At 72.2% G+C, this 21,662-nt stretch carries 17 protein-coding genes; 12 read left to right on the top strand and 5 right to left on the bottom strand.

Annotated elements, in window-relative coordinates; genetic code table 11:
* Positions 1–71 precede the first annotated feature (71 nt).
* The 8 genes from ACWEEU_RS27555 (at position 72) to ACWEEU_RS27520 (ending at position 9,960) form a co-directional block, all read left to right on the top strand.
* Positions 72–710, top strand: coding sequence for an MmyB family transcriptional regulator (locus tag ACWEEU_RS27555; RefSeq protein ID WP_385749491.1), 639 nt, complete (start codon positions 72–74; stop codon positions 708–710).
* A gap of 135 nt (positions 711–845) precedes the next feature.
* Positions 846–1,844 (top strand): LacI family DNA-binding transcriptional regulator, encoded by a 999-nt coding sequence (locus ACWEEU_RS27550; RefSeq protein WP_385749489.1) that lies wholly within the window; start codon positions 846–848, stop codon positions 1,842–1,844.
* A 174-nt stretch (positions 1,845–2,018) separates the two neighbouring features.
* Positions 2,019–3,374 (top strand): ABC transporter substrate-binding protein, encoded by a 1,356-nt coding sequence (locus ACWEEU_RS27545; RefSeq protein ID WP_385749486.1) that lies wholly within the window; start codon positions 2,019–2,021, stop codon positions 3,372–3,374.
* Between the two features lie 4 nt (positions 3,375–3,378).
* Entirely contained in the window at positions 3,379–4,335 is a 957-nt protein-coding gene (locus ACWEEU_RS27540; RefSeq protein ID WP_385749483.1) for a carbohydrate ABC transporter permease, read from the top strand.
* A gap of 48 nt (positions 4,336–4,383) precedes the next feature.
* The gene (locus ACWEEU_RS27535; protein WP_451735759.1) at positions 4,384–5,259 is read left to right on the top strand and encodes a carbohydrate ABC transporter permease; all 876 of its coding nucleotides are present in this window, start codon (positions 4,384–4,386) and stop codon (positions 5,257–5,259) included.
* Positions 5,260–5,311: 52 nt separating this feature from the next.
* The gene (locus ACWEEU_RS27530; protein ID WP_451735757.1) at positions 5,312–6,919 is read left to right on the top strand and encodes a glycoside hydrolase family 13 protein; all 1,608 of its coding nucleotides are present in this window, start codon (positions 5,312–5,314) and stop codon (positions 6,917–6,919) included.
* 56 nt (positions 6,920–6,975) lie between these two features.
* On the top strand, positions 6,976–9,150 hold the full coding sequence (locus tag ACWEEU_RS27525; RefSeq protein WP_451735754.1) for a discoidin domain-containing protein: 2,175 nt from the start codon (positions 6,976–6,978) through the stop codon (positions 9,148–9,150).
* Positions 9,151–9,264: 114 nt separating this feature from the next.
* The gene (locus ACWEEU_RS27520) at positions 9,265–9,960 is read left to right on the top strand and encodes an LURP-one-related/scramblase family protein (RefSeq protein WP_385749473.1); all 696 of its coding nucleotides are present in this window, start codon (positions 9,265–9,267) and stop codon (positions 9,958–9,960) included.
* Positions 9,961–10,041: 81 nt separating this feature from the next.
* Here the strand turns inward: ACWEEU_RS27520 and ACWEEU_RS27515 are convergent, their stop codons facing one another.
* On the bottom strand, positions 10,042–11,007 hold the full coding sequence (locus ACWEEU_RS27515) for a hypothetical protein (RefSeq protein WP_451735751.1): 966 nt from the start codon (positions 11,005–11,007) through the stop codon (positions 10,042–10,044).
* Complete coding sequence (locus ACWEEU_RS27510; protein ID WP_385751531.1) at positions 11,004–11,816, bottom strand: phosphatase PAP2 family protein; 813 nt, start codon at positions 11,814–11,816, stop codon at positions 11,004–11,006. The genes ACWEEU_RS27515 and ACWEEU_RS27510 overlap by 4 nt, the downstream gene beginning before the upstream one ends.
* 234 nt (positions 11,817–12,050) lie before the next feature.
* Here ACWEEU_RS27510 and ACWEEU_RS27505 point away from each other — a divergent pair, with 234 nt between their 5' ends.
* The gene (locus ACWEEU_RS27505) at positions 12,051–12,665 is read left to right on the top strand and encodes a TetR/AcrR family transcriptional regulator (RefSeq protein ID WP_385751533.1); all 615 of its coding nucleotides are present in this window, start codon (positions 12,051–12,053) and stop codon (positions 12,663–12,665) included.
* A 481-nt stretch (positions 12,666–13,146) separates the two neighbouring features.
* On the opposite strand, the gene ACWEEU_RS27500 is transcribed toward ACWEEU_RS27505, so the two are convergent.
* On the bottom strand, positions 13,147–14,094 hold the full coding sequence (locus ACWEEU_RS27500) for a DUF2510 domain-containing protein (RefSeq protein ID WP_451735747.1): 948 nt from the start codon (positions 14,092–14,094) through the stop codon (positions 13,147–13,149).
* A gap of 320 nt (positions 14,095–14,414) precedes the next feature.
* On the opposite strand from ACWEEU_RS27500, the gene ACWEEU_RS27495 reads away from it, so the two are divergent.
* A complete protein-coding gene (locus ACWEEU_RS27495) occupies positions 14,415–17,090 on the top strand; it encodes an ATP-binding protein (protein WP_451735745.1) in 2,676 nt (891 codons plus the stop codon).
* Between the two features lie 18 nt (positions 17,091–17,108).
* Here ACWEEU_RS27495 and ACWEEU_RS27490 read toward each other — a convergent pair whose 3' ends face one another.
* Complete coding sequence (locus ACWEEU_RS27490) at positions 17,109–18,179, bottom strand: ATP-dependent DNA ligase (RefSeq protein ID WP_451735742.1); 1,071 nt, start codon at positions 18,177–18,179, stop codon at positions 17,109–17,111.
* Positions 18,180–18,253: 74 nt separating this feature from the next.
* Between ACWEEU_RS27490 and ligD the strand changes: the two genes are divergently transcribed.
* Together ligD and ACWEEU_RS27480 are read left to right on the top strand one after the other, a co-directional pair.
* A complete protein-coding gene (ligD, locus tag ACWEEU_RS27485) occupies positions 18,254–19,273 on the top strand; it encodes a non-homologous end-joining DNA ligase (protein WP_451735739.1) in 1,020 nt (339 codons plus the stop codon).
* A gap of 139 nt (positions 19,274–19,412) precedes the next feature.
* Entirely contained in the window at positions 19,413–20,432 is a 1,020-nt protein-coding gene (locus ACWEEU_RS27480) for a LacI family DNA-binding transcriptional regulator (RefSeq protein WP_451735736.1), read from the top strand.
* 309 nt (positions 20,433–20,741) lie between these two features.
* Here the strand turns inward: ACWEEU_RS27480 and ACWEEU_RS27475 are convergent, their stop codons facing one another.
* Entirely contained in the window at positions 20,742–21,533 is a 792-nt protein-coding gene (locus ACWEEU_RS27475; RefSeq protein ID WP_451735734.1) for a VOC family protein, read from the bottom strand.
* Positions 21,534–21,662: the final 129 nt, after the last annotated feature.

Raw genomic sequence — 21,662 nt, 5'->3', positions numbered from 1 at the left:
ACGGCTCTCGTCCGGGCCCCAGGATCGCAGGGCCGCGAGAAGGCGGCCGAGGCAAGAGGGGTGACCTCTCGATGGCACACCAGGCAGGAGGGCGGCGGCCGGCGGCGCGGCCCGTCCCCGAGAGCTCCGAGACACGGGCGTATCTCGAGGACTACGCCGCCGTGGTGGAGGCTGCCCCGTTCCCGTCGCTGCTCGTGGACCACCGCTGGAACGTGCTGCTGGCCAACGGCGCCTTCGCCACGCTCTTCGGGGACGTGCGCCCCCATCCCACCGCGATGCCCGGCGACAACTTCCTGCGCTTCGTCCTCTTCCATCCCGACGCGGCCCAGGTGCTCGGCGAGCACGAGGCGGGCTGGTGCCTGCCGATGCTGGTCCAGTTGAAGTCCGCGATGGAGGGCTACGGCCACGACCACGAACTCCAGGCGATACGCCGGGACGTGGCCCACGACCCGCTCATGGAGGCCGCCTACCGGCAGGGCCTGCCGCACTGGATACGCGCGGTCGGGGAGTCGGCGGCCCGGCTCGACGGTGCCGTACGGCTGCTGCACCACCCCGACCCGCGCCGGGGCACCGCCGAGTGCCGCATCGTCGACGAGACCCCGCCCCTCCTGCGCGAGCTGGGCCACCGCCGGCTGACGATGATCCCGCGCGAGCCCGCCACTCCCACGCACCGGGCCCGGCTGACGGTCGTCCCGCCCGCACAGACCTGACCCGGCCCCGTCGGTGTTCAGGTCACCGACGGCGCCGGGTCTTCCGTCGCGGCGGTGATCCCTCTTCCCGGACCGCCGATCACCTCTGTCACCGTTACGCAAGCCGCTTGCATAACTTGCGCTACTCTTGCGCGCATGACGCGACGACTTGCGGAAGTGGCGAAGAAGGTCGGGGTCAGCGAGGCCACGGTCAGCCGGGTGCTCAACGGCAAACCCGGAGTCTCCGAAGCCACCCGGCAGTCGGTCCTCACCGCCCTCGACGTCCTCGGCTACGAGCGGCCCACCCAGTTGCGCGGCGAGCGCGCCCGGCTCGTCGGCCTGGTCCTGCCCGAGCTGCAGAACCCGATCTTCCCCGCGTTCGCCGAGGTCATCGGGGGCGCGCTGGCACAGCTCGGGCTCACCCCGGTGCTCTGCACCCAGACCAAGGGCGGCGTCTCCGAGGCGGACTACGTGGAGCTGCTGCTCCAGCAACAGGTGTCGGGCGTCGTCTTCGCCGGCGGTCTCTACGCGCAGGCCGACGCCCCGCACGACCACTACCGCAGGCTCGCCGAGCGCAAGGTGCCCGTGGTGCTGGTCAACGCGGCGATAGAGCACCTCGGTTTCCCGGGCGTGTCCTGCGACGACGCGGTCGCCGTCGAACAGGCGTGGCGCCATCTGGCCTCCCTCGGTCACGAGCGCATCGGACTGCTGCTCGGCCCCGCCGACCATGTGCCGTCCGCCCGCAAACTCGCCGCCGCCCGCGCCCTGGCGGGTGACCTGCCGGACTCCCGCGTGGCCCGCGCCATCTTCTCCATCGAGGGCGGCCACGCCGCCGCCTCCCGGCTGATCGACCACGGCGTCACCGGGATCATCTGCGCCAGCGACCCGCTCGCCCTCGGTGCCGTAAGGGCCGCCCGACGCAAGGGACTCGACGTGCCCGGGCAGGTCTCGGTGGTCGGCTACGACGACTCGGCGTTCATGAACTGCACCGAACCCCCGCTCACCACCGTGCGCCAGCCCATCGAGGCCATGGGCCGCGCCGCCGTGGAACTGCTGAACGCGCAGATCGGCGGCACCGCCGTACCCGCCGAGGAGTTGCTGTTCGAGCCCGAGCTGGTGGTCCGCGGCTCCACCGGACAGGCCCCGCGCGACTGAGATCCGGGCCGCCATCCCGGAGATTCGGTCGACTGTCGAATAATTACAGATTCTGCGCGACATCTTGCGGGCTCCTGTCGGCGGTGCTTGAGTGTGCGGCGCCCACTGCTCCCGCCGTGAGTGCCCGCCACACCTGTGCGCGGCACCCATGGCTCCGCCATGAGGGGTCCACCGATGAGAAGCACCGGGTTCCGCCGCACCCTCGCCGCGATCGGCGTCTGTTCCTCCCTCGCGCTCACCGCCGCCGCGTGCGGATCGGGCGACGACGACAGCTCGGCGGGCGGGAAGACCCGCATCACCGTCAACTGCGAGCCGCCCAAGAGCGCCAAGACCGACCGCGCCTTCTTCGAGCAGGACATCGCGGCCTTCGAGAAGCAGAACCCGGACATCGACGTCGTCGCGCACGACGCCTTCCCCTGCCAGGACCCCAAGACCTTCGACGCCAAACTCGCCGGCGGCCAGATGGAGGACGTGTTCTACACCTACTTCACCGACGCCCGCCATGTCGTCGACATCCACCAGGCCGCGGACCTCACGCCGTACCTGAAGGACCTCAAGACCTACGACTCGATCCAGAAGCAGCTTCGGGACATCTACACCGTCGACGGCAAGGTCTACGGCATCCCGCGCACCGGCTACTCCATGGGCCTGCTCTACAACCGCGCCCTCTTCAAGAAGGCCGGCCTCGACCCCGACAAGCCCCCGGCCACCTGGGACGAGGTCCGCGCCGCCGCCAAGAAGATCGCCGCACTCGGCAACGGCACCGTCGGATACGCCGACTACAGCGCCCAGAACCAGGGCGGCTGGCACTTCACCGCCGAGCTGTACTCCCAGGGTGGCGACGTGGTCAGCGCCGACGGCAAGAAGGCCACCGTCGACACCCCCGCGGGCCGCGCCGTCCTCCAGAACCTGCACGACATGCGCTGGAACGACGACTCCATGGGCAGCAAGCAGCTCCTCGTCATCAACGACGTGCAGCAGCTCATGGGCTCGGGCAAGCTCGGCATGTACCTCTCCGCGCCGGACAACATCCCGATCCTGGTGAAGGAGAAGGGCGGCTCCTACAAGGACCTCGCGCTCGCCCCCATGCCCGGCGGCAAGGGCACGCTCATCGGCGGCGACGGCTACATGTTCAACAAGAAGGACACTCCCGCCCAGATCCGCGCCGGACTGAAGTGGCTCGACCACATGTTCCTCACCCCCGGAGAGGGCTTCCTCGGCGACTACGCCCGCGCCAAGAAGAACGACGCCCCCGTGGGCCTGCCCGAGCCGCGTCTGTTCACCGGCGCCGCCGACGCCAAGGACCAGCAGGTGAAAAAGGCCAACGCCAACGTCCCGGTGGAGAACTACCAGGCGTTCCTCGACGGCAACCACAGCCTGGAGCTGAAGATCGAACCGCCGCACGCCCAGCAGATCTACTCCGTCCTCGACGGGGTGGTCTCCGCCGTCCTCACCAAGAAGGACGCGGACATCGACCAACTGCTGGGGGACGCGTCCGGCAAGATCGACGGCATCCTCGCCCGGAGCTGACGCCATGACGAAGACGGCCGAGCGGCGGCCCCCCGCGGCCTCCGCCCTCCCGGCCCCGCCCGCCGCCGCCCCGGCGGGTGGCGGCCGGAGCCGCCGGGTCCTGCTCGACCAGGCCCGCGCCTACGCCTTCCTGCTCGGCGGGCTGATCTGCTTCGCCCTGTTCTCCTGGTACCCGGCGATCCGCGCCGTCGTCATCGCCTTCCAGAAGTACACCCCCGGCTCCCCGCCCGAGTGGGTCGGCACCGCCAACTTCACCCACGTCCTGGACGACCCGGAGTTCGGCGCCGCCTGGCGCAACACCCTCACCTTCACCCTGCTCGCGCTGCTCCTCGGCTTCGCCGTCCCCTTCGTCCTCGCCCTCGTCCTCAACGAACTCCGCCACGCCAAAGCCTTCTTCAGGGTCGTCGTCTACCTGCCGGTGATGATCCCGCCCGTGGTCAGCGCCCTGCTGTGGAAGTGGTTCTACGACCCCGGCGCGGGCCTCGCCAACGAGACGCTGCGCGCCCTGCACCTGCCCACCTCGAACTGGTCCAACGGCACCGACACCGCGCTGATCTCCCTGGTCATCGTGGCGACCTGGGCCAACCTCGGCGGGACCGTGCTCATCTACCTCGCCGCGCTCCAGTCCATCCCCGGCGAGCTGTACGAGGCCGCCGAACTCGACGGCGCGAACCTGCTCCAGCGCATCCGGCACGTCACGATCCCGCAGACCCGGTTCGTGATCCTGATGCTGATGCTCCTTCAGATCATCGCCACCATGCAGGTGTTCACCGAACCCTTCGTCATCACCGGCGGTGGTCCGGAGAGCGCGACCGTGACCGTCCTCTACCTGATCTACAAGTACGCCTTCCTCTACAACGACTTCGGCGGGGCGTGCGCCCTCAGCGTCATGCTGCTCGTCCTGCTGGGCGCCTTCTCCGCCGTCTACCTGCGGCTCACCCGCAGTGAGGGGGACGCGTGAACGCCTTTACCGAGGAGGCCACATGAGCACCCGCACCGAGGGGGAAGCATGAGCACCCGCACCCTCGTCTCCCCGGCAACCCTCGCCCGTCCGCGCGGAAGGGCCGTCTACTGGACGGTGTTCACGGCCGTCGCCGTCCTCTTCGTGCTCGCCTTCCTCTTCCCCGTGTACTGGATGGCCTCCGGCGCGATGAAGTCCCCGGACGAGATCGCCCGCACGCCGCCCACCCTCGTGCCCCACCACTGGCACCTCGCCGGATACACCGACGCCTGGGACCTGATGCAGCTCCCGGAGCACCTGTGGAACACGGTGGTGCAGGCGGCCGGCGCCTGGGCGTTCCAGCTCGTGTTCTGCACGGCCGCCGCCTATGCCCTCTCCAAGCTGCGCCCCGCCTTCGGCAAGGTGGTCCTCGGCGGCATCCTCGCCACCCTGATGGTCCCGGCGCAGGCCCTGGTCGTCCCCAAGTACCTGACCGCCGCCGACCTGCCCGTCCTCCACACCAGTCTGCTCAACGACCCGCTCGCCATCTGGCTGCCCGCCGTCGCCAACGCCTTCAACCTCTACCTGCTCAAGCGGTTCTTCGACCAGCTCCCGCGCGACGTCCTGGAAGCGGCCGAGATCGACGGCGCGGGCAAGCTGCGCATCCTGTGGTCGGTCGTGCTGCCCATGTCCCGGCCGGTCCTCGGCGTGGTGTCGATCTTCGCGCTGGTCGCCGTCTGGCAGGACTTCCTGTGGCCGCTCATGGTCTTCTCCGACACCGACAAGCAGCCCATCAGCGTGGCCCTGGTTCAGCTGTCGCAGAACATCCAGCTGACCGTGCTCGTCGCCGCGATGGTGATCGCGAGCATCCCCATGGTGGCCCTGTTCCTCGTCTTCCAGCGGCACATCATCGCCGGGATCAGCGCGGGCAGCACCAAGGGCTGACCCGGGCCCGATCGCAAGGGTGACCCGGCCCCCCGACAGAAAGGCACGCACCGTGGCACAGCCCACCCCTGCCCGCGCGACCGACGACTGGTGGCGCTCGGCCGTCATCTACCAGGTCTACGTCCGCAGCTTCGCGGACGGCGACGGCGACGGCACCGGGGACCTCGCCGGGGTCCGCGCCAAGCTGCCCTACCTCGCCGAACTCGGCGTGGACGCACTGTGGTTCAACCCCTGGTACGTCTCCCCGATGAAGGACGGCGGCTACGACGTCGCCGACTACCGTGCCGTCGACCCCGCCTTCGGCACCCTCGCGGACGCCGAGAAGCTCATCGCCGAAGCGAGCGAACTCGGCATCCGCACCATCGTCGACATCGTGCCCAACCACGTCTCGGATCAGCATCCTTGGTTCCGCGCCGCCCTCGCTGCCGGCCCCGGCAGCCCCGAGCGCGAGCTGTTCCACTTCCGTCCCGGACGCGGCGAGAACGGTCAACTACCCCCCAACGACTGGCCGTCGCAGTTCGTGGGCTCCACCGAGCCGGTGTGGACCCGGCTGCCCGACGGCGACTGGTACCTCCACCTGTTCACCCCCGAACAGCCCGACCTCAACTGGGCCCACCCCGCCGTCCGCCGCGAGCACGAGGACATCCTGCGCTTCTGGTTCGAGCGCGGCGTGGCGGGCGTCCGCATCGACTCCGCCGCCCTGCTCGCCAAGGACCCCGACCTGCCCGACCTGGCCTCGGACCCCGACCCGCACCCCTTCGTCGACCGCGACGAACTCCACGCGATCTACCGCTCCTGGCGCACGGTCGCCGACTCCTACGGCGCGATGTTCGTCGGCGAGGTCTGGCTCCCCGACGCCGAACGCTTCGCCCGCTACCTGCGCCCCGACGAACTTCAAACCGCCTTCAACTTCGCCTTTCTGTCCTGCCCTTGGAACGCGGAAGGACTCCGCTCCGCCATCGACTCCACCCTCGCCGAGCACGCCCCCGTCGGCGCCCCCGCCACCTGGGTGCTCTGCAATCACGACATCACCCGCACCGTCACCCGCTACGGCCGCGAGCACACCGGATTCGACTTCGCCACCAAGGAGTTCGGCACCCCCACCGACCTCGACCTCGGCACCCGCCGCGCCCGCGCCGCCGCCCTGCTCTCGCTCGCCCTGCCCGGCTCGGTGTACCTCTACCAGGGCGAGGAACTGGGCCTGCCCGAGGCGGACATCCCGCGCGAGCGCATCCAGGACCCGATGTACTTCCGCTCCGGCGGCACCGATCCGGGGCGCGACGGCTGCCGTGTCCCGCTGCCCTGGTCGGCGGGGGAGCCGTACGCGGGTTTCGGCTCGCGCGAGGAGCCCTGGCTGCCGCAGCCCGCCGGCTGGGAGGCGTACGCCGCCGACCGGCAGCGCGCGGACCCGCACTCCATGCTCACCCTCTACCGCGAGGCCATCGCCGCCCGCCCCGCCTTCGACGAAGGACCGCTCACCTGGCTTCCCGCCCCCCAGGGCGTGCTCGCCTTCGCCCGCGCGGACGGCGCGCTCTGCGTGGTCAACCTCTCCGACGCCCCCGCCGAGCTGCCCGCGCACTCCGAACTCCTGCTCAACAGCGGTCCCTTGGACGACGAGGGCCGACTGCCGCAGGACACCGCGGTCTGGCTGCGCGCCTGACCGCACCCGCACACCCCTGCTATCCCCGGCACCCCCCCCCACGAAGGGATCAGCACATGGACAGCAGCACCGCCAAGCACCTCAGACTGCCCGCCGTCGGCGCGGCCGTCGCCCTCGCCGCCGGCATGATCGTCGCCGTGGCACCCGCCGCCCACGCCGCCTCGGGGGCGAGCCTGCCCTTCACCTCCGTCGAGGCGGAATCCGCGACCAGCACGGGGACGAAGGTCGGCCCCGACTACACCCAGGGCACCGTCGCCTCGGAGGCGTCCGGACGCCAGGCCGTACGGCTCACCTCCGGGCAGCGCGTGGAGTTCACCGTGCCGCGCGCGGCCAACGCCGTGAACCTCTCCTACAACGTCCCCGACGGCCAGTCGGGCTCACTGGACGTGTACGTCAACGGGACCAAGATCTCCAAGACGCTCCCGGTGACCTCCAAGTACTCCTACATCGACACCAGTTGGATTCCAGGCGCGAAGACACACCACTTCTTCGACAACTCCCGGCTGCTGCTCGGCCAGAACCTCCAGGCCGGGGACAAGGTGGCGTTCCAGTCGACCGGCACCCAAGTGACCGTGGACGTGGCCGACTTCGAGCAGGTCGGCGCGGCCGCCTCGCAGCCGGCCGGGTCGGTGTCCGTCGTCTCCAAGGGCGCGGACCCGAGCGGCGGCGGCGACTCCACCCAGGCGTTCCGCGACGCCATCGCGGCCGCCCAGGGTGGCACGGTCTGGATCCCGCCGGGCGACTACCGGATCACCTCCTCGCTCAGCGGCGTGCAGAACGTGACCCTCCAGGGTGCGGGCAGTTGGCACTCCGTCGTGCACGCCTCCCGCTTCATCGACCAGTCCAGCTCCTCCGGCAACGTCCACATCAAGGACTTCGCCGTCATCGGCGAGGTCACCGAGCGCGTCGACTCCAACCCGGACAACTTCGTCAACGGCTCGCTCGGCCCCAACTCCTCGGTCTCCGGCATGTGGATCCAGCACATGAAGGTCGGGCTGTGGCTGATGGGCAACAACGACAACCTGGTGGTGGAGAACAACCGCATCCTCGACACCACCGCCGACGGGCTCAACCTCAACGGCAACGCCAAGGGCGTGCGCGTCAGCAACAACTTCCTGCGCAACCAGGGCGACGACTCGCTCGCCATGTGGTCCCTCTACGCCGCCGACACCAACTCCAGCTTCGAGAACAACACCATCTCGCAGCCCAACCTCGCCAACGGCATCGCGATCTACGGCGGCACCGACATCTCGGTGAAGAACAACCTGGTGTCCGACACCAACGCCCTGGGCAGCGGCATCGCGATCTCCAACCAGAAGTTCCTCGACCCCTTCTCCCCGCTCTCCGGCACCATCACGGTCAGCGGCAACACCCTGGTCCGCGCGGGCGCGATGAACCCCAACTGGAACCACCCCATGGGCGCGCTGCGCGTGGACTCCTACGACAGCGCGATCAACGCGACCGTCAACATCACCGACACGACGATCACCGACAGCCCGTACTCCGCCTTCGAGTTCGTCTCCGGCGGCGGCCAGGGCTACCCGGTCCGCAACGTCAACGTGAGCGGCGCGACGGTGAAGAACACCGGCACGGTCGTCGTCCAGGCGGAGGCGCAGGGCGCGGCGACCTTCAAGAACGTGACCGCGACCCAGGTCGGCGTCGCCGGGATCTACAACTGCCCCTACCCGTCGAACTCCGGCTCCTTCGCGCTCACCGACGGCGGCGGCAACTCCGGCTGGTCCAGCACCTGGTCGGACTGCTCCTCCTGGCCCCAGCCGGGCCAGGGCAACCCCGACCCGGACCCGAACCGCAACCTGGCCAAGGGCCGCCCGGCGACGGCGACCGGCTCGCAGGACGTCTACACCCCGGGCAAGGCGGTGGACGGCGACGCGAACAGCTACTGGGAGTCGGCCAACAACGCCTTCCCGCAGTCCTGGACGGTCGACCTCGGCTCGTCGTACGGGGTGCGTCGGCTGGTGCTGAAGCTGCCGCCGTCCTCGGCATGGGGCGCCCGGACGCAGACCATCGCGGTTCTGGGCAGCGCCGACGGCTCGGGCTTCTCGACCGTGGTCGGCGCGAAGGACTACCGCTTCGACCCGGCTTCGGGCAACACCGCGACCGTCTCGCTGCCGAGCGGGACGAACCTGCGCTATCTGCGGCTGACCGTGAGCGCCAACACGGGCTGGCCGGCCGGGCAGTTCAGCGAGGTGGAGGCGTACCAGACCTCCTGACGAGAAGGGCGCGGGCGGCCGTCCGGGAGAACCGGGCGGCCGCCTGTGCGTCCGTTCGGCCACGATTCGGAAAACTCCTGGTCAGGTCCTGGTCAATCCCCATAGTGTGCCCCGGTGACCACGCAATCGAACATTCCTTCCGACGCCGACCCGAAGGTCCAGCGTCAGGTGCAGCAGCAGGCCGGGGTGGCCGCCTCGGCCGCGGGCGGCGGCACCCTCTTCACCGAGCCGGTGCTCGTGGTGAACCAGAAGGCCAAGCTCATCGAGCTGACCAACGAGTACACGGTGATGGACCAGAACGGCGGCCGCCTCGGCTCGGTCGTCGAGGTCGGCCAGGGTGTGCTGCGCAAGATCCTGCGCCTCGTCTCCAGCCTGGACCAGTACCTGACCCACCGCCTGGAGATCCGGGACGCCGAGGGCGGGCCGCAGTTGCTGCTCACCCGCCCCGCGAAGATCTTCAAGTCCCGGGTCGTCGTCACGCGCCCCGACGGCTCGGCGGTCGGCGAGATCGTGCAGAAGAACATGATCGGCAAGATCAACTTCGCGATGACCGCCGAGGGCCGCGAGATCGGCGCGATCAAGGCCGAGAACTGGCGCGCCTGGAACTTCGCGATCACCGACCACGAGGGCACCGAGGTCGCGCGGATCACCAAGACGTGGGAGGGCCTGGCCAAGACCCTGTTCACCACGGCGGACAACTACGTCCTCCAGATCCACCGACCGCTGTCGGACCCGCTGCTGAGCCTCGTCGTGGCCGCGGCCCTGACCGTGGACACCGCGCTCAAGCAGGACGCCCGCGGCCTGGGCTGATCCCTCCCCGCGCAGCGAGAAGGCGGCGGCCGCGTGTCTCGACGGACACGCGGCCGCCGCCTTCGCGTGCGGGGTCCTGCGTCACAGGCGCGTCAGCCGGTTCCGCCCCGGCTGGCGCGGCACGAGTGACGGCTCGGCCGTCGCCGTCTCCGCCTTCAGCGCGAGTACGGCGGCGACGGGGTGCTCGTCGTCGTCGTAGGCCTGAGGTGGAGCGGAAGCCGTGGGGGACGGCGTCACGCGGGTCAGCACCACCACGCCCCACGAGGCCAGCAGCGCCCCGGTCACACCGAGCAGGATGCCGCTGGTCCCGCCCTTGAGTCCCTGCCCGAGCAGGGTCAGACCGATGACCGCCGCCGCGACCGGGTTGGCCAGGGTGACCACCGCGAGGGGGGCGCCGAGACCGCCCCGGTAGGCCGTCTGGGACAGCAGCAGCCCACCCGTGGCGAAGGCCGCGACCAGGACGGCGACCACGATCACCCGGGGGCTGAGGGCCGGGCCCGAGTGGTCCGTGGCCGCCACCGTGGCGGTCTGGGTGAGCGCGGAGGCGACACCCGAGGCGAACCCGGAGGCGGCGGCGTGCCGCAGTCCTGGACGGGTGCCGGGCCGGGAGAGCAGTCCGATCACCGCGATGGTCGTCCCGGCCACCGCGAGCGCGGCCGTCAGGCTCAGCACCCGGTGGGGTGCCGGGCCCGAGGCGGTGATCAGCAGTGCGCCGAGACCGAGCAGCGTCAGCGCCGTACCCCGCCACTCCGCCGGGCTGACCCGGCGCCCCGCCGCCCGCGCCCCGAGCGGCACCGCCGCGACCAGGGTGAGGGCGCCCAGCGGCTGGACCACGGTCAGCGGACCGAAGCGCAGCGCGACGACGTGCAGCAGCGCCGCGCCCGCGTTCAGGCCGACCGAGGACCACCAGGCGCCGGTGCGGAGCAGGTGGACCAGGCCGGAGCCCGTGTCGCGGGAGGCCAGCCGTTCCTGGGCGACGGCGGCGGCCGCGTAGGCGACGGCCGAGACCAGCGAGAGGCCGACGGCGATCAGGATCGCGGCGCTCATCGGGCCGCACCCGTGAGCACGGACCCCTCCGGGGCGAGCCGCGCGGGACGGCCGAGGGCGAGCGGGTGCCCCGCGCCGCGTCCCGGCGCGTGGTGCGGCGGGTGGACGACGGCGAGGGCGATGCCGAGCATGGCGGTCGCCACGATCGAGTCGAGCCAGTAGTGGTTGGCGGTGCCCACGATGACGATCAGCGTGATCAGCGGGTGCAGCAGCCACAGCCAGCGCCAGCGCGAGCGGGTGGCCGCGATCAGGCCGACCGCCACCATCAGGGCCCAGCCGAAGTGCAGCGAGGGCATCGCGGCGAACTGGTTGGAGAGGTGGTCGCGGGCGGGCGGACCGTATACCGAGGGGCCGTAGACCCGGGCCGTGTCGAGGAGGCCGGTGCCGGTCACCATCCGGGGCGGGGCCAGCGGGAAGGTGAACGGCAGGATCAGCGCGGCGGCGGTCACCAGCGCGAGGACCCGGCGGGCCCACACGTAGTGCGCGGGACGACGCAGATACAGCCAGATCAGGAAGGCCACGGTGGCCGGGAAGTGGACGGTGGCGTAGTAGGTGTTCGCCAGGTGCACCGGGGCCGTGCCGTGCAGCAGCAGCGACTGCACGTCGGTCTCGTCGGGCAGATGGACGGCCCGCTCCAGGCCCCACACACGGTGGGCGTCCCGGAACGCCTCCGAGGTGTGGCCGATCGCGAGTTGGCGGCCGAGCTTGTAGACGAGGAAGAGCCCCGCCACGAGCAGGAACTCGCGCAGCAGCGGCGGCCTCGCTATCGCGTCCGCCCCCGCTGGGGAAGGCTCGGTTCGGGCATTCATCCCCCGGCCCCTTCTTGACGGTGGTGCTGCCGGTCCCGGACCGGATGCCCGGAACTCAGCCATGCGATACGTCTCCGTACCGAAACGTCAGTGTACCGAAACGACCATGTACCGATACGACAGTGTACCGATACGGTTGAGTTCCGGTACGCTTGCGTATCGCTTGCAGTGGGGGAACACTGAGAGCGGGCCGCACTGACGCGGTCCCGGGTGACGAGTGAGGGGAAGCCACGCATGACGTCGCAGGCCGCGGACGGACCGGACACGGTCGCCGCCTCGCGCCGCTCCAAGATCACGCCGGAGCGTGAGCGGGAGTTCTTCGACGCCGTGCTCGACCAGGTCCGCGAGTGCGGGTACGACTCCCTGACCATGGAGGGCATCGCCGCCAGCACCCGGTGCAGCAAGTCGACGCTGTACCGGCAGTGGAAGACCAAGCCGCAGTTCGTCGCGGCCGCCCTGCGGGCCAATCGCCGGGTGCGCTTCGCCGGGATCGACACCGGCTCCCTCGCCGGGGACCTGCGCCAGGCGGCCCGGGCCGCGGGCGACTGGTCGGGCAAGGACACCCGGCTCCTCCAGGCGCTCATGCCCGCCGCCACGGTCGACAAGGAACTGGCCGAGGCGCTGCGCGACGCGCTGGTCACCCCCGAGATCGCCGCGCTGGAGAAGATGATCGCGCGCGGAGTGGCCCGCGGCGAGGTCCCGGCCGGGCATCCCGCGCTCGAGTTCGTGCCCGCGATGATGTTCGGCGTCCTGCGGGTGCGCCCGGTGCTCAGCGGCCAGTACGCCGACGCCGACTATCTGGTCCGCTTCGTGGAGGCCGCCGTGCTGCCCGCGTTCGGACTCACCTGAGACCCAGGCCGCCGTTCACGGGATGACTGAACGGTGACCTGCTCGCGCCGCACCGTGGGGACGGGGGCGGCGCGCACCCCCTGGCCGGGTGGGGTCCCCTTGAGCGGAGGGGCACCCCACCCGGCCGATCTGGCTTCGCGGGGGTTGGCCGTGCCGGTTTCCGTGCGGGCCGGCCGGGCGCCGTATCGCCTGGCCGCCTCGCGCGATCGCCCTGCCGCCTCGCACGCGCCGGTCCGAGCGCACTGCCGGGTGAACGTGAGCGCACCGGGCGAGAATCACACCTTGGTGGGAACCGCCGCCCGCCTCACCTGCCATCCCGCGTGCCCCGCGTGCCCCATGCACCCCGCCCGCCCGCCCGGTCCAGGGCCACGCCCCGGTCGCCGTGGCGGCGCGGGACGGCAGCCGCCGTTCGGTGTGCGCCGCCGGGCCGGATCTCACCCTTCCACCCGACGCCCCCGCCCCGCCCGGAGCACTCGGCCCCTCACACGTCCTGGCCGCTGCCGCCGCCCGACCACGGCTTGATGCCCTTGAGGATCTCGTCGATCACCGCCGTGCGCTGGCCCACGTCCAGGCCGAAGCGGACCACCAGGATCTCGTGGGCGTCGTCGGGGGAGGGGAAGGCGACCGACTCCACATAGCCGTCGGAGCCCTTGCTGGTCACCGCCTTCCAGCGGACCAGGTAGCCCTTCTGCCCGGCCACCGTCACGGACTCGGAGGCGAGCACCTCGTGCGAGGTGATGCTGCCGTAGGTCGTCCCGCCGTACGACTGCTTGGCGTTGGCCGCGATGTCCGCCTTGGCGACCGCCTCGGCCGTGCCGCCCTTGGTGCCGAGCGCGGAGGCCGACGCCGTGTAGGCGCCACCCGCCGTGCAGCTCTGCGAGGCGTTGCCCGGGCACTTGTAGGACTTGTCGGAGGTCACCTGCGCGCCGATGCCGATGACCTCGCCGGTCCAGCCCTCCGGCACCGGCATACTGATCCCGTTGAAGGGGTCGGGCAGCGTGCCGCCGCCCTTGACCTTGGGTATCGGGGAGTGGCGCGGCGACGGCGACGCACCCGGGTCGCCCGGACCGCCCCGGTCCCCGGGGCCGGAGCCCTCGGGACCGCCCCGGCCGCGCCGCTCCTGGCCCGCGCCCGCGCGGTCGTGGCCGCCGTCCGCGTTCTTGGCGAGGGCGTAGACCCCGACCCCGATGCTCGCCAGCACCGCGACCGCCGCCGCGACGGCTATCCCGATGCGCAGTCCGCGCCGGGGCGCGGGCGGGGGCGGGAAGGGGGCGGCCGCCGGATAGGCCGGGGGAGCGGGATACGAGCCGTGGCCGGCCGGGCGTACCTGCGCCGTCCAGGCGGTACCGTCCCACCAGCGTTCGGCGGGAGGGGCGTTGTGCGGCTGCCCGGGATCGGGATACCAGCCGGGAGGAGTCACCTGCGTCATGGACACACCGTATGAGGCATCGGTGAAAGCGTGATGAGAGCACCCCGGCCGAATCGCCCGGCGCGCCGGACCGGATACCGCGTCGACGTGACTTCCGTCACGCCCCAACAGCCCACTCCTGTTCCCAACTCGCATCAACCCAGGCAATATTGACCCTTCATCGGGCGCAGACCGACCGGTCGGGCCGGACCGGGGGCGACTGGCCGGTAACCAGTCCTCAAGAGGGATGACGACACTGCCCGGTCGGACCACCATCCCTCCCCCCGGACGGCTACGCTCGTGGTCTGCACGCCGTCCGGGCGACCTGGGGAGGGAACAGGATGACGCGGGCACGGCCGTCGGCGGCCGCCCCGGCCCACCTGTGGGAACGGGACGCGGAACTCGCCGCCATCGCGCAGGCGATCGACGAGCTGCGCGCCGACCGCTCCTCCGGCGGAAACGTCCTCGTGATACGCGGCGAGGCCGGACTCGGCAAGACCGCGCTCCTCAACGAGACCCGCCGCCTGGCCGAACGCCAGAACTGCACCGTCTGGTCGGCCCGCGCGGGCGAGACCCTGCGCACGGTCCCCTTCCATGTCCTGCGCCAGCTCCTGCAGCCCATGCTGACCTCCATGCTGCCGGAGGAGGCCCGCGCCTACCTCGGCGACTGGTACGACATCTCGGGCCCCGCCCTCGGCATCGTCGAACCCGGCGCGGCCCCCGCCGACCCGCAGTACGTCTGCGACGGACTCGTCGCGACCGTACGCCGGTTCGCCACCGGAGAGTGGCCGCTGGTCCTGCTCATCGACGACGCCCACTGGGCCGACCTGGAGACCCTGCGCTGGCTCGTCGCGTTCACCGCCGACCTCGGCGAGCTGTCGGTGCTCGTCGTGGTCACCCGCCGCTCCGGCCCGCTGCCCGAGGGCAGCGCCCGCCACCTCGACGCGGTGGAGAGCGCCGGGCACCGCCTGGACGGTCTGAACACCCTCACCCCGGAGGCCACCGCCGAGCTCACCCGCGCCACCGTCGGCTCGCACGCCGACGACCCCTTCTGCCGCGAGGTCTGGGCCGTCACCGCCGGCAACCCGTACGACACCGTCGAACTGCTCGCCAAGGTCCGCGACAGCGAACTCCAGCCGGTGGAGGGCCGGGCCGCCGATCTGCGCGCCCTGAACCACTCCGGGCGCGGCGGCGGAGTGGTGGAGCGCCTGTCCGTGCTCGGCGACGAGGCGACCCGCTTCGCCTGGGCCGCCGCCGTCCTCGGCACCGGCAGCACCCTCGACCTCGTCGCCCGGGTCGCCGGGATGACGCCGACGGCCGCCCAGGAGTGCCTCGAACGCCTCAGCGTCGCCCGCATCCTGACCGAGGGCATCCCGGACCCGACCCTCAACGGGCCGCAGGACACGGTCCTCGAGTTCGTCCACCCGCTCGTCGCCACCGCCGTCTACGACTCCATGACGGACGCCACCCGCGGCTTCTTCCACGGAGTCGCCGCCAAGACCGTCACCGAGAGCGGGCACGGCGCCGCCGAGGCCGCCCGGCATCTGCTGAAGGTGGAACCGGAGGGCGACGAGGAACTGGTCACCCAACTGCGCGAAGCGGCCCGCGAACACCTCGCCGTCGGCGCCCCCGACGCGGCCTGCCGCTGCCTGGAACGCGCCCTGGAGGAACCGCCCCGCCCCGACGTCCGCGCCAAGGTCCTCTACGAACTCGGCTGCTCCACCCGTCTGACGGCGCCCGCCGTCACCGTCGAGCACCTGCGCGCCGCGCTCGCCACGCCCGGCCTCGACCACGCCGAGCGCGTCGAGGCCGTCATCCGCCTCTCCCAGGCACTCCTCCACAACGACCAACTGGAGGAAGCGGTCCGCACCGTGGGCGCCGAGGCCGCGCGGTACGAGGCGGGACCGGTGCGGATGCGTCTGGAGGCGTTCCGGTTCATGTGGGAGGCCATCCACCGCGAGACCGTCTCCCCGGAGCGCTCCCGGCGCCTGTCCCAGCTCGCCGGCACCTGTACGGGGCGCGACAACTCCGAGCGCGCGCTGCTCATCCTGCGCGGCTTCGACGCCATGACCCACGGCGAGGACGCCCAGGTCATCGTCGAACTGTGCGACCGCGCCCTGGTCAACAACCGCCTCGCGCCCGGCCTCGGCTGGACCGACGAGGAGTGGGGCGTCGAGCTGCTGATGATGCTCGGCAGCACCTACGCCTACACCGACCGGCTCGACCTCGCCGACAGCCTCTTCGCCGAAGCCCTGCGCGCCTACACGAGCGCCGGCTGGCACGGCGGCCATCTCTCCCTGGCCAACTCCTATCTGGGCCTCGCCCTGCGCCGCCAGGGCAAGCTGAAGGCTGCCGAGGAAGCCCTGCGCGAGGCACTGACGCTCGCCGAACGGGTGGGCCGCCGCCTGCCGTTGTACTGGTCCGCGATGTGCGGTCTGGTCGACACCCTGCTCGCCCGGGGCCACGTCGAGGAGGCGTGGGCCGTTGCGGAGCGCGGCGGCTTCGCACCGCCGTACCCGTCCACGATCGTGCTGCCCGACCTCCACTCCGTGCGCGGCCGTCTGCTCCTCGCCGTCGGCCGCACCGAGGAGGGGATCAACGAGCTGGAGGCCGCCGAGAAGACCGCCGTCGCCCGGGGCGGACACAACCCCGTCCTCGCCCCCTGGGCCGTCGACCTCGCCCGTGCCCTCGCCGTCCAGGACCCCGCCCGGGCGGGCGCGCTCGCGGCCGACGCCCGCCGCCAGGCCGAGCGGTTCGGCACCGACACCGCGATCGGCGAGGCCCTGCGCTGCGCCGCCGCGCTGGCCACCGGACCGGAGGCGGTCCGCCTCGCCCGTAAGGCGGTCGCCTACCTGGAGGCGTCCCCCTGCCAGTACGAGCACGCGGCCGCCCTCGTGGAGTACGGCATCCTGGCCGGCTCGGCGGCCGACCTCGCCCGGGGACTGGAACTGGCCCGCTCCTGCGGCGCCGACGGCCTGGTGGCCCGCGCGGAGCAGGCCCGGCGCTCCGGCGAGTGACCACAACGCGGCACGGCCCTAGCCCGCGCTCCCCAGGATCTCCGCCAGGTCGTAGCGCACCGGCTCCTCCAACTGGGCGTAGGTGCAGCTCTCCGGGGCGCGGTCCGGGCGCCAGCGGCGGAAGCGCGCCGTGTGCCGGAAGCGGGCGCCGTTCTCCATGTGGTCGTACGCCACCTCCGCGACCCGCTCCGGGCGCAGCGGCACCCAGGACAGGTCCTTCTTGCCCGACCAGCGGCTCGGCGCCCCCGGCAGCCGGGCCTCCTCATGCGCCGACTCCTCCGCCCAGCGCGCCCACGGATGCCCGCTCACGTCCGTCATCCGCAGCGGCGCCAGCTCCTCGATCAGCTCCGCGCGCCGCTTCATGGAGAACGCGGCCGCCACGCCCACGTGCTGGAGCGTGCCCCGGTCGTCGTACAGCCCGAGCAGCAGCGAGCCCACCACCGGACCGCTCTTGTGCAGCCGGTAGCCCGCCACCACCACGTCCGCCGTCCGCTCGTGCTTGACCTTGAACATGGCGCGCTCGTCCGGGAGATACGGCAGCCCGAGCGGCTTGGCCACGATCCCGTCGAGCCCCGCCCCCTCGTACTGCTCGAACCACTCCTGCGCGACCTCGGCATCGGTCGTCGCCGGGGCCAGGTGCACCGGCGGGGTCACCCCGTCCAGTGCCCGGTCGAGCAGGGCGCGCCGGTCGGAGAGCGGTACGTCGAGCAGGGCGTGGTCGTCCAGGGCCAGCAGGTCGAAGGCGACGAAGGAGGCGGGCGTCCGCTCGGCCAGCGTCCGCACCCGCGAGTCGGCCGGGTGGATGCGCTCGGTCAGCGCGTCGAAGTCCAGGCGCCCCTCCCGTGCGATCACGATCTCCCCGTCCAGGACGCACCGCTCGGGCAGCCGCTCCCTCAGCGCCGTCACCAGCTCGGGGAAGTAGCGGGTCAGTGTCTTGCCGGTCCGGCTGCCCAGTTCGACCTCGTCCCCGTCGCGGAACACGATCGCCCGGAAGCCGTCCCACTTCGCCTCGTAGTGCATCCCGGGCGGGATCTTCGTCACCGGCTTGGCGAGCATCGGCTTCACGGGCGGCATCACCGGCAGATCCATGGCTCCGATTCTGCGCGCACCCCGCCGAGCGCGCCCGGTGTGCGCGGTGTGCGGGGGACGCCTACCGTGGCCGCATGGGTGATGCGGTGGAACTGGAGGTGGCCGGCCGGACCGTACGGCTGACCCACCCGGACAAGGTCTTCTTCCCGGAGCGCGGATTCACCAAGCTGGACGTCGCCCAGTACTACGCTTCCGTCGGCCCCGGCATCCTGCGCGCCCTGCGCGACCGCCCCACCACCCTGGAGCGCTACCCGGACGGCCTCGACGGCGAGTGGTTCTACCAGAAGCGCGCGCCCAAGAACATGCCCGACTGGATCCCCACCGCCCACATCACCTTCCCCAGCGGCCGCAGCGCCGACGAGATGTGCCCCACCGAGGAGGCCGCGGCCGTGTGGGCCGCGCAGTACGGCACCCTCACCTTCCACCCTTGGCCGGTGCGCCGCGACGACGTGGACCACCCCGACGAACTGCGCATCGACCTCGACCCGCAGCCCGGCACCGACTACGCGGACGCCGTGCGCGCCGCCTTCGAACTCCGCTCCGTGCTGGAGGAGTTCGGCGGCCTGCGGGGCTTCCCCAAGACGTCCGGCGGTCGCGGACTGCACGTCTTCGTGCCCATCGAACCGCGCTGGACCTTCACCCAGGTCCGCCGCGCGGCCATCGCGGTCGGCCGCGAACTCGCCCGGCGGATGCCGGACGAGGTGACGGTGAAGTGGTGGAAGGAGGAGAGGGGCAATCGTATTTTCGTCGATTACAACCAGACGGCTCGCGACCGCACCATCGCCTCCGCCTACTCCGTGCGTCCCCGCCCCGAGGCGACCGTCTCCGCCCCGCTGCGCTGGGACGAGGTGGCCGACGCCCGGCCCCGCGACTTCGACCTCGCCACGATGCCCGCCCGGTTCGCGGAGGCCGGTGACGTGCACGCCGGCATGGCCGACCACGCCTACTCCCTGGACGCCCTCCTGGAGCTGGCCCGCCAGGACGAACACGACCACGGTCTGGGCGATCTGCCGTACCCGCCCGAGTATCCGAAGATGCCCGGCGAGCCCAAGCGGGTGCAGCCGAGCCGGGCCCGCAAGGACCAGGCTTCCTGACGCTTCAGGGGATGTCTCCCCGATCTTCGTGGGCCCGCGACGCCCGAAGAGACGCCCCCTGGGAGACGCCCCTCGCCCCCGGTGCCGGGGGCCGTCGCGCGGCTATCCTGGGCGGCAGCCGCCCGATGAGGAGCACCGAGTGACCGAGGCAGTGCCGCGCCCCACGCTGGAGGCCGTCGCCGAGCGGGCCGGAGTGTCGAGGGCCACCGTCTCCCGTGTCGTCAACGGCGGCGACGGCGTACGCGCCCCGCTCGTCGCCCGCGTCCAGGAGGCCGTCGAGGAACTGGGCTACGTCCCCAACCGCGCCGCCCGCAGCCTCGTCACCCGACGCCACGACGCCGTCGCCGTCGTCATCGCCGAACCCGGCACCCGGGTCTTCGCCGACCCGTTCTTCGCCGCCCAACTGCGAGGCATCAGCAAGGAGTTGACGGCCCACGACAACCAGCTCGTGCTGCTGCTCACCGAGGGCCGGGACGACCACGCGCGGGTGGCCCGCTATCTGGCGGGCGGCCACGTGGACGGCGCGCTCGTCTTCTCCCTCCACCTGGACGACCCGCTGCCCGGCCTCATCCACGACGCGGGCGTCCCCACGGTCTTCGGTGGCCGCCCCGACTGGAGCGACGGCCGGGACGGCCCGGTGTACGTCGACAGCGACAACCGGGGCGGCGCCCGCGCGGCCGTACGCCATCTGGTCTCCCTCGGCCGCACCCGCATCGCGCACATCACCGGTCCCCTGGACCAGACCTCGGCGGTGGACCGCCTGGACGGCTACCGGGACGTCATGGGCACCGACGACCCCGGCCTCGTCGCCCACAGCGACTTCACCCCCTCCGGCGGCGAGCGCGCCATGCGTGAACTCCTCGACCGCCGCCCCGGCGTCGACGCCGTCTTCGCCGCCAACGACCTCACCGCCCTCGGCGCCCTCCGCGTCCTGCGCGAACGCGGCCGCCGTGTCCCCGAGGACGTCGCCCTGATCGGCTTCGACGACATGGCCCCCGTCGCCGAACAGACCGACCCGCCCCTGACCACCGTCCGCCAGGACATCGAGGAAATGGGCCGTCTGATGGCCCGCCTGCTCCTGCGCGGCCGCGCGGCACCCGACGACGTCCCGTCCTCGGTCGTCCTGCCGACGACACTGGTCCACCGGGCGACGGCCTGACCCGTCCGACGCCTCGGTGACCTCGCGCGTCCAATGCCTCAGCGGCTGCTCGGCCGCAGGCGCTCGACGCGGTCGAGGTCACCGGCGAGCAGGTCCCTGTGGTGGAGGGCGAAGTCGCCGTCGGGCAGCGTCCGCCCTGTGCATCAGGCCGTGCTCGGTGTGACGCCGGCGCCCGCAGTGCCCGATCGTGCCGGAGAACGTGGCCTCACCTGTTGAGATGCGCAGGGCGGGTACGGCATCGGCTCCATAGGGGGGCGCCGAGAGGAGTCGGCCCGGCTCAGGGCCGACGCCCTCCCCGCCGGCGGCACGTCAGCTCCGGGACGGCTCGCCCTTGATCACCGCGAAGCGGGCGCCGTACGGGTCCGTGAGGCGGGCCGTGCGGCCGACGCCCGGGACGGTGGTCGGGGGGAGCAGGACCGTGCCGCCCCGCTGCCGGGCCAGGTCGGCAACCGCGTCGGGGTCCGTCACCGCGAAGTACGGCAGCCAGTACGCGCCCGTGCCCGCGTCCGCCGCGTCGTCGAGTGAGCGGACGACGCCGCCGAACACCGTGTCCTCCCCGGCGCCGGGCGGATTGACGCAGGTGTACATGCCGTCGGGGAACGCGGTGGCGGAGGTCTCCAGGCCGAGGACCCGTTGATAGAAGGCCGCGGCCGCCGCCACGTCCGGCGTGTGCAGCTCGACCCAGCACAGGGTGCCCGGCTCGCTCGCCGCGTCCAGGCCCTCGACCTCGCCGGGCTGCCAGACGCGGAACACGGCCCCGCCGGCGTCGGCGAGGACCGCCATCCGCCCGAATCCCATGACCTCGCCGGGTGCGGACAGGACGCTGCCGCGCGCCCGTTCGGCCGCCTCCGCGACGGCCTCGGCGTCCTCGGTCCGGAAGTACACCGTCCAGCCCGGCAGCTCACGCCCCGCGCCGGTCGGCATCGCCCCGGCGACCGTCCTGCCGTCCAGCTGGAGGAAGCCGTACCCGCCCGCGTCCGGGCCCAGCGAGTGGAACCGCCAGCCGAAGAGGGCGCCGTAGAAGGCGAGCGCGCCGTCGAGGTCGGGGGTGGCGAGGTCGATCCAGTTCGGGGCGCCCTCCAGGGCGCGGGTGCTGAGCATGGCTTGCCCTCCTCGCAGGGGCCCCTCACGGTCCGTGGCACTGCCGAGTCTGGCACCGCGCACCGGCACGCGCCGCCGGAGCGCGTCCGCGCGCGCCGCCGTGCGGGGAGGCCGTCCACGGGGGAGCAT

This window comes from Streptomyces sp. NPDC005004 (genome assembly GCF_053600675.1).
Note: the sequence above shows the minus strand (reverse complement) of the source record. Positions and strands in the feature narration are given on the sequence as shown.

Excerpts from the sequence above, each read along its gene's own strand:
- ACWEEU_RS27555 (WP_385749491.1), top strand. The coding sequence starts at position 72 with ATGGCACACCAGGCAGGAGGGCGGCGGCCGGCGGCGCGGCCCGTCCCC.
- ACWEEU_RS27550 (WP_385749489.1), top strand. The coding sequence starts at position 846 with ATGACGCGACGACTTGCGGAAGTGGCGAAGAAGGTCGGGGTCAGCGAG.
- ACWEEU_RS27545 (WP_385749486.1), top strand. The coding sequence starts at position 2,019 with ATGAGAAGCACCGGGTTCCGCCGCACCCTCGCCGCGATCGGCGTCTGT.
- ACWEEU_RS27540 (WP_385749483.1), top strand. The coding sequence starts at position 3,379 with ATGACGAAGACGGCCGAGCGGCGGCCCCCCGCGGCCTCCGCCCTCCCG.
- ACWEEU_RS27535 (WP_451735759.1), top strand. The coding sequence starts at position 4,384 with ATGAGCACCCGCACCCTCGTCTCCCCGGCAACCCTCGCCCGTCCGCGC.
- ACWEEU_RS27525 (WP_451735754.1), top strand. The coding sequence starts at position 6,976 with ATGGACAGCAGCACCGCCAAGCACCTCAGACTGCCCGCCGTCGGCGCG.
- ACWEEU_RS27515 (WP_451735751.1), bottom strand. The coding sequence starts at position 11,007 with ATGAGCGCCGCGATCCTGATCGCCGTCGGCCTCTCGCTGGTCTCGGCC.
- ACWEEU_RS27510 (WP_385751531.1), bottom strand. The coding sequence starts at position 11,816 with ATGAATGCCCGAACCGAGCCTTCCCCAGCGGGGGCGGACGCGATAGCG.
- ACWEEU_RS27505 (WP_385751533.1), top strand. The coding sequence starts at position 12,051 with ATGACGTCGCAGGCCGCGGACGGACCGGACACGGTCGCCGCCTCGCGC.
- ACWEEU_RS27500 (WP_451735747.1), bottom strand. The coding sequence starts at position 14,094 with ATGACGCAGGTGACTCCTCCCGGCTGGTATCCCGATCCCGGGCAGCCG.
- ACWEEU_RS27495 (WP_451735745.1), top strand. The coding sequence starts at position 14,415 with ATGACGCGGGCACGGCCGTCGGCGGCCGCCCCGGCCCACCTGTGGGAA.
- ACWEEU_RS27490 (WP_451735742.1), bottom strand. The coding sequence starts at position 18,179 with ATGGATCTGCCGGTGATGCCGCCCGTGAAGCCGATGCTCGCCAAGCCG.
- ligD (WP_451735739.1), top strand. The coding sequence starts at position 18,254 with ATGGGTGATGCGGTGGAACTGGAGGTGGCCGGCCGGACCGTACGGCTG.
- ACWEEU_RS27475 (WP_451735734.1), bottom strand. The coding sequence starts at position 21,533 with ATGCTCAGCACCCGCGCCCTGGAGGGCGCCCCGAACTGGATCGACCTC.